Annotated in this window: 14 protein-coding genes; 8 read left to right on the top strand and 6 right to left on the bottom strand. The window is 63.7% G+C overall.

What is annotated here, in order from left to right:
• Positions 1–2: 2 nt before the first annotated feature.
• Together IB223_RS11565 and IB223_RS11570 are read right to left on the bottom strand one after the other, a co-directional pair.
• Positions 3–1391, bottom strand: coding sequence for an NAD(P)(+) transhydrogenase (Re/Si-specific) subunit beta (locus IB223_RS11565; protein ID WP_192201864.1), 1389 nt, complete (start codon positions 1389–1391; stop codon positions 3–5).
• The gene (locus IB223_RS11570; RefSeq protein WP_142125856.1) at positions 1388–1687 is read right to left on the bottom strand and encodes an NAD(P) transhydrogenase subunit alpha; all 300 of its coding nucleotides are present in this window, start codon (positions 1685–1687) and stop codon (positions 1388–1390) included. The genes IB223_RS11565 and IB223_RS11570 overlap by 4 nt, the downstream gene beginning before the upstream one ends.
• A gap of 165 nt (positions 1688–1852) precedes the next feature.
• On the opposite strand from IB223_RS11570, the gene IB223_RS11575 reads away from it, so the two are divergent.
• The 4 genes from IB223_RS11575 to IB223_RS11590 are packed head-to-tail and all read left to right on the top strand — an operon-like array spanning position 1853 to position 3625.
• On the top strand, positions 1853–2188 hold the full coding sequence (locus IB223_RS11575) for a hypothetical protein (RefSeq protein WP_192201866.1): 336 nt from the start codon (positions 1853–1855) through the stop codon (positions 2186–2188).
• A 23-nt stretch (positions 2189–2211) separates the two neighbouring features.
• Positions 2212–2781 (top strand): RNA polymerase sigma factor, encoded by a 570-nt coding sequence (locus IB223_RS11580; protein WP_192201868.1) that lies wholly within the window; start codon positions 2212–2214, stop codon positions 2779–2781.
• Complete coding sequence (locus tag IB223_RS11585; protein ID WP_192201870.1) at positions 2778–3185, top strand: hypothetical protein; 408 nt, start codon at positions 2778–2780, stop codon at positions 3183–3185. The genes IB223_RS11580 and IB223_RS11585 overlap by 4 nt, the downstream gene beginning before the upstream one ends.
• Entirely contained in the window at positions 3182–3625 is a 444-nt protein-coding gene (locus IB223_RS11590) for a DUF3106 domain-containing protein (protein ID WP_225591013.1), read from the top strand. The genes IB223_RS11585 and IB223_RS11590 overlap by 4 nt, the downstream gene beginning before the upstream one ends.
• 9 nt (positions 3626–3634) lie before the next feature.
• Here the strand turns inward: IB223_RS11590 and IB223_RS11595 are convergent, their stop codons facing one another.
• Both IB223_RS11595 and IB223_RS11600 read right to left on the bottom strand, forming a co-directional pair.
• A complete protein-coding gene (locus tag IB223_RS11595; protein WP_192201872.1) occupies positions 3635–4741 on the bottom strand; it encodes an NAD(P) transhydrogenase subunit alpha in 1107 nt (368 codons plus the stop codon).
• A gap of 92 nt (positions 4742–4833) precedes the next feature.
• Entirely contained in the window at positions 4834–7146 is a 2313-nt protein-coding gene (locus tag IB223_RS11600; protein ID WP_192201874.1) for a DUF1631 domain-containing protein, read from the bottom strand.
• A 154-nt stretch (positions 7147–7300) separates the two neighbouring features.
• Here IB223_RS11600 and IB223_RS11605 point away from each other — a divergent pair, with 154 nt between their 5' ends.
• The 4 genes from IB223_RS11605 (at position 7301) to IB223_RS11620 (ending at position 10359) form a co-directional block, all read left to right on the top strand.
• The gene (locus tag IB223_RS11605) at positions 7301–7882 is read left to right on the top strand and encodes a nitroreductase (protein WP_192201876.1); all 582 of its coding nucleotides are present in this window, start codon (positions 7301–7303) and stop codon (positions 7880–7882) included.
• A gap of 10 nt (positions 7883–7892) precedes the next feature.
• Positions 7893–8783 carry a 5'-3' exonuclease H3TH domain-containing protein gene (locus IB223_RS11610; protein WP_192201879.1) on the top strand — a complete coding sequence of 297 codons (891 nt, stop codon included), beginning with the start codon at positions 7893–7895 and terminating at the stop codon, positions 8781–8783.
• Positions 8784–8857: 74 nt separating this feature from the next.
• A complete protein-coding gene (locus IB223_RS11615; protein WP_192201881.1) occupies positions 8858–9589 on the top strand; it encodes a class I SAM-dependent methyltransferase in 732 nt (243 codons plus the stop codon).
• Positions 9586–10359, top strand: coding sequence for a CatB-related O-acetyltransferase (locus tag IB223_RS11620; RefSeq protein ID WP_192201882.1), 774 nt, complete (start codon positions 9586–9588; stop codon positions 10357–10359). The genes IB223_RS11615 and IB223_RS11620 overlap by 4 nt, the downstream gene beginning before the upstream one ends.
• Before the next feature lie 43 nt (positions 10360–10402).
• On the opposite strand, the gene IB223_RS11625 is transcribed toward IB223_RS11620, so the two are convergent.
• On the bottom strand, positions 10403–12865 hold the full coding sequence (locus IB223_RS11625) for an adenylyltransferase/cytidyltransferase family protein (protein ID WP_192201884.1): 2463 nt from the start codon (positions 12863–12865) through the stop codon (positions 10403–10405).
• A 55-nt stretch (positions 12866–12920) separates the two neighbouring features.
• The gene (locus IB223_RS11630; RefSeq protein ID WP_192201886.1) at positions 12921–14612 is read right to left on the bottom strand and encodes a hypothetical protein; all 1692 of its coding nucleotides are present in this window, start codon (positions 14610–14612) and stop codon (positions 12921–12923) included.
• Positions 14613–14625 lie beyond the last annotated feature (13 nt).

The following is a 14625-nucleotide window of genomic DNA, read 5'->3' on the forward strand; positions in this document are numbered from 1 at the left end:
GTTCAGTGGCCGCCGTCGAGCGCTTTCAGTTCGCTGACCAGCGCGTTGGCCATCTCGCTGCCGTCGCCGTACAGCATGCGGGTGTTGTCGGCGTAGAACAGCGCGTTCTCGATGCCGGCGAAACCGGTGCCCTTGCCGCGCTTGATGACGATGGTGTTCTTCGAGTTCACCACGTCGAGGATCGGCATGCCGTAGATCGGCGACGCGGGATCGGTCTTCGCGACCGGGTTGACCACGTCGTTGGCGCCGATCACCAGCGAGACGTCGGTATTGGCGAACTCGGGGTTGATGTCGTCCATGTCGGCGATCAGGTCGTAGGGCACGCCGGCTTCGGCCAGCAGCACGTTCATGTGCCCCGGCATGCGGCCGGCGACGGGGTGGATGGCGAACTTCACCTTCACCCCGCGATCCATCAGCTTCTGGCTGAGCTCCCAGATCTTGTGCTGCGCCTGCGCTACCGCCAGGCCGTAGCCCGGCACGATCACCACGCGTTCGGCATACGCCATCATCGCGGCCACGTCCGCAGCCTCGATGGGCTTCATGGAGCCGCCGATTTCCTGCATCGCCGCACTGCCGCCGCCGAAGTTGGAGAACAGCACGTTGCTGATCTTCCGGTTCATCGCCTTGGCCATCAGTCGCGTCAGCAGCATGCCGGCCGCGCCGACCATGGTGCCGGCGATGATCAGCGCCTCGTTGCCCAGCACGTAACCTTCGAACGCCACCGCCAGACCGGTGAAGGCGTTGTACAGCGAAATCACCACCGGCATGTCGGCGCCGCCGATCGGCAGCGTCATCAGCACGCCCAGGGCCAGCGACAGCGCGAAGAACGCGACGATCCACGGCATCGCCAGGGTGGTCAGCGCCATCACGCCGCTGGCGATGGCGGCCAGCGCCACCAGCGCGTTGAACCACTGCTGGCCCGGGAAGGTGTAGCGCTTGTCCATGCGCCCGTCGAGCTTGGCCCAGGCGATCACCGAGCCGGTCAGCGAGACCGCACCGATCAGCGCGCCGATGACGGCGAGCGACAGCGTGAACGTCGATGGGGCCGGCTCACCCGACGAGTAGCGCACCAGTTCCACGGCGCCGATGGCAGCCGCCGAACCGCCGCCCATGCCATTGAACAGCGCAACCATCTGCGGCATATCGGTGATCGCCACCTTCTTTCCCCACACCCAGTTCAACCCAACGCCGATGACGATGGCGGCGATCATCAGGCCGATGTTGTGCAGGCCAGGCAGGAAGAACGTGGCAACCGTCGCGATCAGCATGCCCACGCCGGCCCACTGGATGCCGCTGCGCGCCGTCTTGGGACTGGCCATGCGCTGCAGGCCCAGCAGGAACAGCGTGGCGGCGACGAAATAGCTCAGCTTCACCAGGGTGAGCGCGCTCATTTGGCGTCCCCCGGCTTCTTGCTGCTCTTGAACATGTCCAGCATGCGCTCGGTGACCACGTAGCCGCCGGCAGCATTGCCAGCGCCGAGCAGCACGGCGATGAAACCGATGGCCTTCTCCAGCGTGGTATCGGCGTGGCCCAGCACCACCATCGCACCGATCAGCACGATGCCGTGGATGAAGTTGGAGCCGGACATCAGCGGCGTGTGCAGGATCACCGGCACCCGCGAAATGATCACGTGCCCGGCGATGGCCGCCAGCATGAAGATGTACAGCGCCACGAACCCGTCGCTCATCCGCTCCCCCATCCTGTCCACGTTGTCGACACCGTTGCGCGGCGCGCAGGGTGTGTCCGCATCATAACCGCACCTGAACCCGGCGGGTGTCGCTGTCCGGCCTGTCAACCGCGCCCCGCGCAGCGCGTTCCCATGCCTGCACCACCCACCCCCGAGGACCCGACCATGAGACGCATGTCACTGCTGGCACTGACCGTACTGCTGCTGGGCACCACCGGCGTCGCCTCCGCGCGCGATGCAGGAGACCGCATCGACCACCGGCTGGATCGCAAGGGCGACCGCGTGGAGCACCGCATGGATGCGCGCGGCGACCGCATCGAACGGCGCTTCGACCGCAGCGCGCAGTGGGCCGACACCCATGGCCATCCCCGCGCCGCGAAGCACCTGGAGCGCCGTGGCGACCGTATCGACCTCCGCCTGGACCGCAAGGGCGAGCGCGCCGAAGCGCATTGGGACCGTCGCGGCGACCGCATCGACCGCCGCCTGGATCGTCGCGGCTGATTCACGCCACTGGCCGCTAAGCTATGTTGGTGAGCACCGCCCCCAGTCCGTCGCCGGAAACGTCGCCGTCCAGCCCACTGGCGGCGACGCTTGATCTGTTCCTGGCTGACATCGGGCCGCGCGCGTTCCGCTTTGCCGAAGCCGGCCTGCGCCATCGCGAGGACGCACTGGACGCCGTGCAGGACGCCATGATGAAGATGCTGGTGTACGCCGACCGCCCTGCTGCGGAATGGACGCCCTTGTTCTGGAGCATCCTGCGCCGGCGCATCGTCGACCTGCAGCGCCGCGCCGGCTTCCGGCTGCGCTGGCTGCTGCCGACCGGCGACCGCGGCGAAGAAGGCCCGGTGGACTGGGCGCCCGACCACGGCGCCGGCCCCTCGCAGGCGCACGACCAGCGCGAAGCCTACGCGCGCCTCGTGCATGCCCTGCGCGCATTGCCTGCCCGGCAGCGCGAAGCGTTCACCCTGCGCGTGCTGGAAGAACTGGACGTGGCCGACACGGCGCGCGCGATGGGCTGCTCGGAGGGCTCGGTGAAGACGCACCTGTCCCGTGCGCGCGATGCCCTGCAACGGCAACTGGAGGAGTTCCGATGAACCGCACTCACGACAATGACCACGGCTTCGACCAGGAAGCCCGTCGCCTGCACCGGACCGCCCTCGCACAGGTGTCGCCACAGACGCTGATGCAATTGCGCAGCGCCCGCCACGAGAGCCGGCGCAACGCCCCGGCGTCCGGTAGCCCGCGTACGTGGCGCTGGCTCACGGCGACAGCGTTCTCCGCCGTGCTCGCGGTGGGGCTGGGACTGCAATGGCTGCCGCGCACGCCGGATGCCTCCGCACCCACGGCGGCAACCACCATATCGGCGGTTGCTCAGACGGAGAACGACGCCACCGCCGATGATCTCGGCGTGCCGAGCGCGCTCGATGAAGACCCCGACCTGTATCTGTGGCTGGCTTCCGCCGATGCCCAACCCCTCGCCATGGAGTCGACCCCATGATGGTCCGTACCCTCCGTCTTTTCTTCCTCGGCCTGCTGCTCGCCAGCGGCCATGCATGGGCGCAGTCCGCACCCGCGCCGCTGCCTGCGTGGGAAAAGCTCACGCCCGAGCAGCGCGAGGCCCTCATCGCACCCGTGCGCGACCGCTGGAACCGCGAGCCGGACGAGCGCGGCCGCATGATGGAGCGTGCACAGCGCTGGCAGGCGCTCACGCCCGAACAACGTGCGCAGGCACGGCATGGCATGAAGCGCTTCGAAGGCATGAGCCCCGATCAGCGCCGACAGGCACGCGCGCTCTACGGCCGCATGAAGACGCTCACCCCCGAACAGCGCGCCGAGCTGCGCGAGCAATGGAAGAAGATGACACCCGAACAACGCGAGGCATGGATGCGCGACAACGCGCCGCCACCGCGTGACCGCGACCGGCGGCCAGACCGCTGAGATCCGCCGTCAGGGGACGGCGGGCGTCGCCAATGGCCTTTCCGGCCACACTGTCTTCGCCAGCAGTTCGTCGTCCCAGTCGAACTGCAGGGCGCCGTCCTTGACGAACAGCGCGACGAAGTTCAGCACGTTACGGGCGTACATCTCGCTGGCGTGCACCGCGCCCAGGCTGGCGAGGTTCAGGGGTCCGGCCACGGTCACGCCGTTGTACGAATAAGTCTCGCCGGGACGTGTCAGCTCGCAGTTACCGCCGGTTTCGGCGGCCAGATCGACGATGACGCTGCCCGGCTTCATGCCGTCCACCATCGCCGTGGTGATGATCTTCGGCGCCGGGCGGCCCGGGACAGCCGCCGTGCAGACCACGACATCGATGCCTTTCAGATGATCGGCCAGTCGCTGCTGCTGCAGCGCGCGCTCTTCGTCCGTCAGCTGGCGCGCATACCCGCCATCGCCCGCCGCGCTGACACCCAAGTCCAGGAACTTCCCGCCCAGCGATTCGATCTGCTCGCGCGTCTCCGGACGCACGTCGAAGCCCTCCACCTGCGCGCCCAGGCGCTTGGCCGTGGCGACGCCCTGCAGGCCCGCCACGCCGGCGCCCACGATCAACACCTTCGAGGGCCGGATGGTGCCGGCGGCCGTGGTCAGCATGGGGAAGAAGCGCGGCGCCAGCTGCGCGGCGATCAGCACTGCCTTGTAACCGGCCATGCCCGCCTGCGAACTCAGCACATCCATCGCCTGCGCACGCGTGGTGCGCGGCAGCCGCTCGAGCGGGAACGCCTGGATGCCGCGTGCGCGAAGGGCTTCGTCGCGCGCGGGATCGGCCGACGGCTGCAGCACGCCCACCAGCGTGGCGCCCGTCTTGAACTGGCGGATCGCGTCTGGCGCGGGCGGCTGCACGCATAGCAGCAGGTCGGCACCCTGCCGGCCTTCGCCATCGACAAGCTCCGCCCCTGCATCGGCATACGCCTGATCGACGAAACCGGCTGCCTGGCCCGCGTCGCGCTCCACGGTCACCCGTGCGCCTGCGGCCAGCATTTTGCGGACCGTTTCCGGCGTCGCGGCCACGCGGCGCTCACCAGTCGCGGTTTCCTTCAGTACCCGAACTTCGACCGCCATGCGCCCCTCGTCGTTAGGTCATCCGTGTCGCGATGCTAACAGAGCGCGGCATCCCCGCGCGGAAGCGGAGGACCGACGGTCCCGGCGTGTGCTCAGACCGCCGCGGCGGGCGACGGTGCGGGTTCGAGGCGCTCGATCACGCCCTGCATGGCACTGTCGAAGGCGTCCTCGCTCTGGTGCGTACGCAGGCGGCCCAGGCGCACCATCGCGGCCAGTTCTTCCGGCGAAGCGACGCAGAAACGTACGCCGCGGCGATTGACGAACAGCAGGCGTGAGGAGATCGGGCTGACCCACGACAGCTTGCCCGCCTGCACCTTGTTGTCCTTGTCGATGAAGTCGAGCCAGGTGCCGATCGCAAGATTGCGGAAGTGGTCGGCATCGCTGTGGTCGAACTCGAGCGTATCCGCGCCGGCGACCAACTGGATCGGCGTGGCTTCCTCGTCGATGACCGGCTTCGGCAGCACCACCTGCGGCAGTTCCGGCAGCGCTTTTTCCAGGTCCGGCCGCGCGGCGGCCACCGCCTGCAGCGTGTCGTGCAGGGCATCCACCGCACCGCCGGCGGCATCCTGGTTCATGCCGACGCTGGCGAAGACCTTCAGCAGCGCCGGTCGCCACGCCTGCAACCAGGGCTTGCCGACGACATGGCGCTGCGCTTCGGTGAGTTCTTCCAGCACGCCGTCCGCCAGGGTGAGCGACTCGCGCAGGCCGTCGCCGTCCTCGCCTTCGCGCAGTACCGTCATGGTGACGTGGTGCGCCCACGGCTGGCGCAGGAAATCCTCGATGGCCTGAGGCACGCGGCGATCCGCGAGGCGTTCGTCCAGTTCGGTGTTCATGCGCGCGCGCGCGGCTTCAAGGCGTTCCTGTCCGCGCTGGATTTCGGCGGCGCGGCGTTCGGCGATCTCGATGCGGCGGCGATGCTGCTCCAGGAACGCACGGAATTCTTCTTCCAGCGTCAGGAAGATCGCGAGGTTCTCGTTGAACTCGGCGACCAGGCGGTCGACCACCTCTTCCACCTTGGTCAGCAAGGTGCGCTCGGCGGCGCTCTCGCCGTTGTTGCCTTCGCAGGCCTCCGCCAGCACGTTGAGCAAGCGGCGCGCCGGGTGCGTCTTCTGCACGAACATGCGCCGGTCCAGCAGCGCCACCTTGACGAACGGCACCACGAGGCGACCGATCAGCTCGCGCGGACGGCCTTCCAGGTCGCGCTCGTCCAGCATCACATCGAACAGCATGCCGACCAGGTCGATCGCATCCTCGTCGACGGGCGCCAGGCGCGCGGTGGACGGGTCCACGCCCAGCTGCATGGCGCTGCTGAGTACTTCGTTCTTCAACCGCTGCGCCAGTGACTCCCCGTTGTCGCCGATCGCTGCACGCAGCGTGGCGCTGGGCGTGGCCTGCAACAGGGACAGCACCGACAGCATTTCCCGCTGCGAGAGGTCACGCTGGCGCTGGTCGGCCGCGCGCGCTTCCGCTGCATCGCCCGCATCGCGACCACGGCGCGACTCCTGCAACAGGTGGTGCAGGGCTTCAAGCAGGACGCCTTGCGCACCGGGCGCGGCGCCGTAGCCCGGAGGCACGTCGCCGAAGCCGCCCATCATCGGGGCGGCGCGCGTCGCTTCGAGGCCACGGCTCACGCCCGCCATCCGATTGAGGAAACGCGCTGCCCACGCGGGTGCGCCGGGCTCTTCGCCACCGTCACCCTCGTTTTCCATGTCCGGCGGTGCGCCGGCCTCGGGCTTCGGCGCGCGGCGCGATGGCAGTTCCGGCATCACGCCGACCTGCATGAGGCGCTGATCCAGCGACGCATAGATGCGCGCAATCGCGGGCACGAGGTCCCGTTCGCACAGCTTGATCACCACCAGCCGGACCTCGGGTGCGAGGTCGCACGCCGAAAACGCCTGGTGGACGGCCACGCCGATGTGCTCGGGGCCGATGGGGTTGAGCTCCACGTCAAGCACGACATCGCCGGCGATCCAGCCCAGGCGGCGGTCCAGCCGGGCGAGGACAGGCTTGCAGTCGCGCTGGATGACACTGGCCAGGTTGCGCACCGCCAGCCGGGACTCCAGCTCCTGGTCCGTTATCAGGGTCAGTCCGTCTTCCGACCCCTGCGCGAACGCGCGCTCCATGGACAGCGGCTGCCCTTCCTGCAGCGCGCTCCAGGCCCGCTGCAGATGGGCGCGGAAGCGCACGATGATGTCTTCGCGGCGGCGGCGCAGTTCGCGCATCGCGTCGAGGAAGGCCATCTGCGAGGGACCGGCCCGCTCGGCGCGGTCGAACAGCGCATCGTCGAAACGACCCAACGCCACCGCGAAGGCGTCCACCAGCGGCGGGATCGCGGCGTCACGCGCCTGGTCCAGCAGGCGCGTGTCCCGACCGGGCCGATCGGCGATATTGAGGACGTTCGACATGCGCAAGGTTCCCCGCCTTGGCAGGCGAAAGGAGTTCGGGGGATGCGGACCGGGGATCCGCCATGACATCGTAGGAAATCCGGCGGACCGGCAACCGTGATGGCCTCGGCATTTTAGTGCCATGCAACACGATGTGGCACGGTAAACTTGACGCATGTCGCTTACCGATCCCCTGCACGCCCTCGACGCACGCCGTTCCGTGCCCTCCAAACAACTCGGCGAACCCGGCCCTGACGACGCCACGCTGCTGCGGATGCTCGCCTCCGCCGTCCGCGTACCGGATCACGGCAAGCTGGTGCCGTTCCGCTTCATCCGCATCCAGGGCGACGCCAGGCATGCGCTGGGCGAATATCTGGCGGCACGCACCTTGCATCTCGATCCCGCTGCGGCGGACGCCGTGATCGCCAAGGACCGAGCGCGCTTCTCGCACGCGCCGGTCATCATCACCGTGGTCGCGCGCCTCACCTCGGGCCACAAGGTGCCGGAACAGGAGCAGCTGCTCACGGCCGGCAGCGTCTGTTTCGCCCTGCTGCAATCCGCGCAGGCACTCGGCTTCGGCGCGCAATGGCTGACCGGCTGGATGGCGTACGACGATGCCGTGGCGGAAACGCTCGGCCTGGCTGCGAACGAGAGGATCGCCGGCTTCATCCACATCGGCACACCGCTGCTGGACGCACCCGAACGCGAACGTCCGGATCCTGCGGCTCTGCTGAGCGACTGGGCGCCCCATGCCTGAGCAGGCCGTCATGCGCCCGCTCCATCTGGTCGACGCCAGCCTGTACGTGTTCCGCGCCTGGCACTCGATGCCGGACGAATTCCAGGATGCCGATGGCTGGCCCACCAACGCGGTGCACGGCTTCGCGCGCTTCCTGCTGGAACTGCTCGAGAAGGAACGCCCCGCGCACATCGCGATCGCCTTCGACGAGGCGCTGGACAGTTGCTTCCGCAATCGCCTTTATCCGGCCTACAAGGCCAATCGCGACCCTGCACCGGAGGAACTCCGGCGCCAGTTCACGCACTGCAAGGCGCTCTGCGCCGCGCTCGGGCTGAGCGTGCTCGCGCACGGCGAATACGAGGCGGACGACCTGATCGGCAGTGCATTGCATGCCGCAAGGCCGCAAGGGTTCCGCGGCATCATCGTGTCCGCAGACAAGGACCTGTCGCAACTCCTGCAGGAACACGACGAGCAATGGGATTTCGCCCGCGGCCAGCGCTGGGGCATGCATGGCGTGAAGGCCCGGCACGGCGTGGAAGCGCGGCAGATCGCCGACTACCTCGCGCTGACAGGCGATGCCGTGGACAACATTCCGGGTGTCACCGGGATCGGGGCGAAGTCCGCCGCCGTGCTGCTGGCGCACTTCGGCGATCTCGACACCCTGCTCGCGCGCATGGATGAAGTCGCGTTCCTGCGCCTGCGCGGCGCCGCGACGCTCGCCGTGCGCCTGCGCGAACAGCGCGAACATGCCCTGTTGTGGCGCCAGCTCACGACGATCGCCCTGGACGCGCCGCTTGGCGAGGTGGAGTCCGGTCACGCACGAGGCCAAGCCGATGGCGACATGTTGGCGGGCCTCTCGGATTCATTGCGCTTCGGCCCGATGACGCGGCGGCGGCTGCGGGTGGCGGCGGGGTTAGAGTGAGTCGCGCAGTGACATGGCACGCTGCGCAAAGTCGTTAGAATGATCGCTCACAAGACAGAACGGAATTCTGCAGCATGAAACTGCCTCACTTTCTTTCCAGCTATCTGAAGCACAGCAAGGATCTCCTGGACACCCACGATGAATCGCACGCCATGTCATTGGCGGTTGGTGGTGATTATGAAGCCGTGGGCACGCTTGAGTATTTGCTATTGAGGCACTTGGGACTGCAGCCGGACCACAAACTCGTCGATGTTGGCTGCGGAAGCGGACGGCTCGCTTTCCAACTGCGGGAATTCCTACTCGGCGAGTACGTCGGCATTGACGTAGTCCCTGACCTCTTCCGCTACGCCGAGCGAAAATGCAACCGCCAAGACTGGCATTTCTACGCCGCTCCCGGCACAACGATCCCCGAGCCGGATTGTTCCGCGGACTTCGTCACCTTCTTCTCCGTGTTCACGCATCTTCAGTTCGAAGAATCCTATCGATACTTGCAGGAGGCGAAGAGAGTTCTCAAACCAGGGGGGAAGATTGTTTTCTCCTTCCTAGAGTTCCGAATGCCCTCACACTGGAACATTTTCGAGGCTTCGCTTGGCGACCCGAGAACCGACAAAGTACTGAATCAGTTCATTGATCGCGACGCGATCAACGCTTGGGCTGCCCACATCCCGCTACGCATTGATCAAATTCTAGATGGCGACTCCGCCTACATTCCTCTCGCAGAACCCGTCGTCTGGGACGATGGTCGAACAATGGAAAGGATGGGTAGCCTCGGCCAGTCCGTATGCTGCATGGAATACGAAGCGTGATCAAAGAACTAGAAATCACGGATGAACTGGTAGCAAGCCTTCACCAGAACACCATACTGCTCGCTTACAACAGCCCCGCACCCTCCGAGGGGCGCTACGGATGGTTGAAGACTGGCCAACATTTGAAACTCAGGCACCCGGTAACCATCGAACAGAACTGCGGACTGTACGGTGGACCCTACTCGCCATTCGTGGGTGGGTATCCTTCCTGCGGCCTTTGCACAATGGGGGCGTTCAGCTACTCCTATTCATCCCTTCCAGACGGGCTCAACGTAGGCAGATATTGCTCCATATCGACGGGCCTGAAGTTCATCGACTCTCAACATCCGATTCAAAGCTTGACAACCTCAGCGCTTCTTTTCCGGCCTTCCAATAGCCTGTTCAAAGAGTACGTGACGCCTTCGATCCGCAAGTTCGCCTCTGGTTTCTCGACGGCGGGCGAGAAGAAGTATCCCGTGATCGGCCACGACGTCTGGATAGGCGCCAATTGCACCTTGGCGCTGGGGATCACCATAGGCTCGGGCGCGATCATCGCCGCCAACAGCACAGTGACTGGCAACGTCCCTCCATATGCAATCATTGGCGGGAATCCCGCGAAAATAATCAGGTTTCGTTTCGAGTTCGAAACGATCGCGCAGCTTATCGCTTCGCGATGGTGGACTTACGATCCGAGGGCAATCTTTTCAGGCCAGTCTCTTGAGCCGAGCGATCTGCTCGCGACCATTGGAGACGCTACCCCGATGTTCTCTCCTCGAACCGTGACACTGTAAACGCGCTCTTGCCACGGATGCCAACCGGGGCGTTCGGATAAGCCTAATTCCGTTTGTACTTCCGACCTTCCTTCTCCCCATACTTGGTCCAGTGCGCCTTCGCCGTGTTCTCTCCGCTAATTCCAGTCGTGCGCAGCACGGGATTCATGTCTACGTAGATGGCTTGCGTGAAGTCTGGTGGCACCGAGTACCGGAGAACACGCCCCTCGCTATGACCATAATGCAGATAGTGCAGAACCGCACCGACCTGATTCGCGTGCCCGGCTGCCGCCACGTCGGGATTGAGAAACAGATACTCCCTCCAGGCAAAGCCTGGCGGAGTGTGCTGAAACTGAAACTTAGCGGAGTAACCTTCGGCGAACAAGCCGAAATTCCCGTTGAGAATCTTGCCGTACTCCCCGACAGGCGCCCCCTGCACGTAAATGCGGCGCCAAAACTGGAACAGCGCCAGCGAGCGCGAATCTTGGATCGTGGAAGCGCCCTCATATCCACCGATGTACGGAATCTTGATTCCGACAACTTCCGACGGCTCGATGGCCATCGCCGCCCGTAGAAACTCAAACGCTGCGTCGCCTAGAGGATCGTCCCCGTAATGTCGACCGACGTCAAGAATTACGCGCACGAATCCTGCACGGAGTGCAGTGTTCAACTCATGCAGATCGCCACACTCAACTACAACATGCTTGATCGCACCGGCGTCCGCCGCCACACCATGTAATGTTTTGAGAACAGCTGCATAATCCTCATCCTCGCCAACAACATTGCAGACCACGACTTTTCGGCCGCTCTTCGCCACCGAGACCGCCTCTGCCGCACCAATCGGTGTCAACATGCCATCGAACTTGCGCGACAGGAATTCCAGCGTCGTGACATCCTTGAGCGGACCGTCGATACCGTACCTGGCGCCAGAACCTCCATCGGCAACATGCACGCCATCTGACGCCAGCGTGAAATCCAACTCCACGAAATCAAGGCCTGCCAGCATCCCCTGAAGAGCCTCTTTGGACGACGAAGGCCCGTACTGCTCCCACCGGCCACCTCCACAAGCTATCATTGTGTTTCTGGAAAAAAGAAGATTTTCATGCGCCAGCGCATGGGTGGCGACCGAATGATTCCGCGTGGTGCGAGCCGTCGTGAGCGCAGCCGTCGTCAACTGACACGCTCGCGCAATCTCGTCAACGATGGCTACGGAACTGTCGTCGACGATCGACGTTCCTCTAAGTATTCGTCCCCGCATTCCAGCAAGCGCAGCTGAGACCTCTACCGAACCTGAAAGCACACGCTCGACCGCCGCCTTCACCTCTTGAGGTCGACAGGGTAGTCCTCCACAGAAAAGCTCGGAGGTTCCTGCCGAGTAGGGAAAGTCGAACATAGATGCATTGTTGTCCGAGTACTCGGCCAGCAGGATCTGGACAATTGGTTTACCGAGCGCTGCCGCTTCAAAAATGGTCGAAGACAACTCGGAAACCACACAGTCGGCATGCTTCAAAAGCTCGGTTAGGATACCGTTTTCGTTTGCGGCCACATTCAGCTTTGAAGTATTGATGTGCGCTGTTTCGGGATGAAGTACCGCAACGTGGTTCTCAATTTCCGCGACCAGCTCGATGGCGACGGCGATATCACGGTTGTTGGTTATGTACCAAGTCGGGACGAACAGAACGATTGGCTTCAGAGGATCCAGGTTGTACCCCGCGCACACTTCAGCGCGCGTCCGCAGTGGAGGTCCGAGCAACTGCTTCGATTTGATGAATCCTGCGGACCGCACTTTCCCCTTGCCATCGGAAGCGTTCGGAAAGAACGTCAATAGGGATCGGGTGTGATCTGGACCCGCGGTGATGATGATGTCGAAAAAATCGAACCGCCGCTGATTCGCCAAGAACCATTTCAGATTGCTCGCACCGTGATCGACGAGAATCCGGGGCTTGCTCTCGTACTCACCGGCTGGCGCATTGACGGGCAAATTGAAGTACACGATGCAGTCGCAGTCGATGCCCGGCGGCAGTGTCTTCGCTTGCGTAAGGATCGGCGCCATGTTCGCACCGGTCATCTCATTGACAAGACTCAGGGCGCAGTCGTAGTGCTTCTTCAGGTATGTATCACCGAATAGGACCCGGAGAGGCTTGAATCGCTCCCCAATGCTCGCCTTGACCTCGGTTGAAGATACACCTTCAGTGCGGGGAAGATAAGCGACTTCGCACGACACCCAGTCGAACTTGCCTTGCCAGTCGTCACCCATGACGAGTACGTTCGCGCGATGCTCGCGGATGTACTCGTCCTTCTTCTCCAGTGAATCCTCGAAGAAAACCTCATCTACACAGGCCAGTGCCGCCACGCATTTCCTTCGATGCTCCTGATCGAAGAACGACCGCTTGCCCTTCTCCGCATTCAAGCGGTCTGTCGACACCCCAACGATCAGATAGTCGCCACGCGCCTTCGCGCGCTCAAGGATCCTGAGATGACCTTCGTGAAGCAGATCGAAGGTGCCGAACGTGATTACTCTTTTCATCGATGACCAGATTGAAGATCAGTACGCTGGTTCGGATACGCCGCGCAATGACGTGTCAGTTCCAGAAGCGCGAAGGGGCGAATCGCTCATGTGCGAAATTGGTTATGCGACGAGCCGCCTCCATCGAAATGACGCCCTGAGGTGCAGCAAAGCCATCTATTTCGCCAAGTGTGAAGTACGCGCTCAACGCGTTCCTGACCTTGGTTGCCTGGTCAGCATCCCCCCACTTCCTAGCGAGATAGTATGCGCCGGTCAGCATAGCCTTGGTACGCGCGATCTCCACGTCCCGTGTCTCCACAGCGCTGAACCTGGGGGTGACGTCATGCACGAACCGCGCAGTGGGGCACACTTTCAGCAAGCCTCCTAGCAGCCTCACGCGCCACGAAAGATCTACGTCCTCACTGTACATGTGGATGGCGGGATCGAATCCGCGCGTCTCCGTCCATAGCGCTTTCGGCAGAGCAAAGCAGGCTCCTGAAACCCAATTGGTATCCAGCGTCACCGGATCATGCCACTTCGGATGATCGACCGGCGCCGCAACGCCTTCTATGAGTGCCTGACCATGGAAGTAGTCGGACATGTCGATCAGAGCCTTGATGGATCCGGGAGTGAAGTAGCCATCCGGATTGGCGCCGACATAAAGCGCGTCTTCGAGAAACGCACGCTCCATCAACGCGTTGTGGGCGCGTCCGAAGCCTATATTCTCGCCGCCATCCGCCGTGATGATCCGGCTATCGACGATGCGCTGGTACCTCTCGACATTGGCGGGATCGTTGGAGAAGTACTCCCAACGAACACGGTAGCCTCTGTGCTCCGCAGCCTCCCGCCTCAGCGAGGCTTCAAGCTTGCGAAGCTCCTGATCAGTGTTGTTGTAGAGCACGATCCCGACGAAGCAGCTCCGGCTGCCCTTCGCCGCCTCATGACGCAATGCGGGCAGTCGCTTTTTTGTGTACGGGGTCGGCCACTGTGGGCCCGCCAGCTGACCCGTAGCCCCACTGGCCGCGATGAATCCGGACAATGTTCTCATGCTGTCGTCGCCGAACAGCGATGCTGCGTTACCGAGAAAGCTCTCACTGACGCATTTGGCGGGCGAGAAATGACGACCCTCGGCGAGTCCGAACTGCAGGAGATGCAAGAGAGGCACGACACCCGCCTGCTCAAGATCACGGTTGTTACCCATGTAGTACTTGAACGAAGCCAGCGAAGAGCACTCGAGATAGCCCCCCCCGTTTCGACCTCGCCTTGCTATGTAGTGTTCCAGCGGAATGTCGACCGTGCCAATGGGGATGGCATGGCGCTGGCTCCGATAGAGCTTGTTCTCGAAGAATACATTGGGATCCGCATCGGTCTCCAACAGAACCTGACGGAGCCCGGAATAGCGCTCAAGCGCCTTGCAACGGTCGGCCGAAGTTATCGGGCGCCCCACATCGCCGACCAGCTGATTGGTCACGTGCATCATGTCAACCAAAGGCGACGGAGATCGGGCCTCCTTGAATCCCTCCTGGACGTAATGCAGAAGCGGATTGATGCCGGCATCTTTGAGCTCGGGGACCTGGTCCAAGTAGTGGCGACCGTCGAACAATGGCGAAGTAGCCGCTGTCCAGTAGCTGGGATTCTCAAGATAGAGCAGTTCGATCGGCACGCCTGCAGCGTCCGCGCTCGTGCCCATGGCGGCCGCAAGGTACATCCTGTCTACCAGCCCAGACGCACGAAGCAGGTTAACGTCATTCATTCGCTCATTGATCATGGCTCTATTTCCA

Source organism: Pseudoxanthomonas sp. PXM03, from assembly GCF_014852005.1.
Taxonomy (GTDB): domain Bacteria; phylum Pseudomonadota; class Gammaproteobacteria; order Xanthomonadales; family Xanthomonadaceae; genus Pseudoxanthomonas_A.

Excerpts from the sequence above, each read along its gene's own strand:
- IB223_RS11565 (WP_192201864.1), bottom strand. The coding sequence starts at position 1,391 with ATGAGCGCGCTCACCCTGGTGAAGCTGAGCTATTTCGTCGCCGCCACG.
- IB223_RS11570 (WP_142125856.1), bottom strand. The coding sequence starts at position 1,687 with ATGAGCGACGGGTTCGTGGCGCTGTACATCTTCATGCTGGCGGCCATC.
- IB223_RS11575 (WP_192201866.1), top strand. The coding sequence starts at position 1,853 with ATGAGACGCATGTCACTGCTGGCACTGACCGTACTGCTGCTGGGCACC.
- IB223_RS11580 (WP_192201868.1), top strand. The coding sequence starts at position 2,212 with ATGTTGGTGAGCACCGCCCCCAGTCCGTCGCCGGAAACGTCGCCGTCC.
- IB223_RS11585 (WP_192201870.1), top strand. The coding sequence starts at position 2,778 with ATGAACCGCACTCACGACAATGACCACGGCTTCGACCAGGAAGCCCGT.
- IB223_RS11590 (WP_225591013.1), top strand. The coding sequence starts at position 3,182 with ATGATGGTCCGTACCCTCCGTCTTTTCTTCCTCGGCCTGCTGCTCGCC.
- IB223_RS11595 (WP_192201872.1), bottom strand. The coding sequence starts at position 4,741 with ATGGCGGTCGAAGTTCGGGTACTGAAGGAAACCGCGACTGGTGAGCGC.
- IB223_RS11600 (WP_192201874.1), bottom strand. The coding sequence starts at position 7,146 with ATGTCGAACGTCCTCAATATCGCCGATCGGCCCGGTCGGGACACGCGC.
- IB223_RS11605 (WP_192201876.1), top strand. The coding sequence starts at position 7,301 with ATGTCGCTTACCGATCCCCTGCACGCCCTCGACGCACGCCGTTCCGTG.
- IB223_RS11610 (WP_192201879.1), top strand. The coding sequence starts at position 7,893 with ATGCGCCCGCTCCATCTGGTCGACGCCAGCCTGTACGTGTTCCGCGCC.
- IB223_RS11615 (WP_192201881.1), top strand. The coding sequence starts at position 8,858 with ATGAAACTGCCTCACTTTCTTTCCAGCTATCTGAAGCACAGCAAGGAT.
- IB223_RS11625 (WP_192201884.1), bottom strand. The coding sequence starts at position 12,865 with ATGAAAAGAGTAATCACGTTCGGCACCTTCGATCTGCTTCACGAAGGT.
- IB223_RS11630 (WP_192201886.1), bottom strand. The coding sequence starts at position 14,612 with ATGATCAATGAGCGAATGAATGACGTTAACCTGCTTCGTGCGTCTGGG.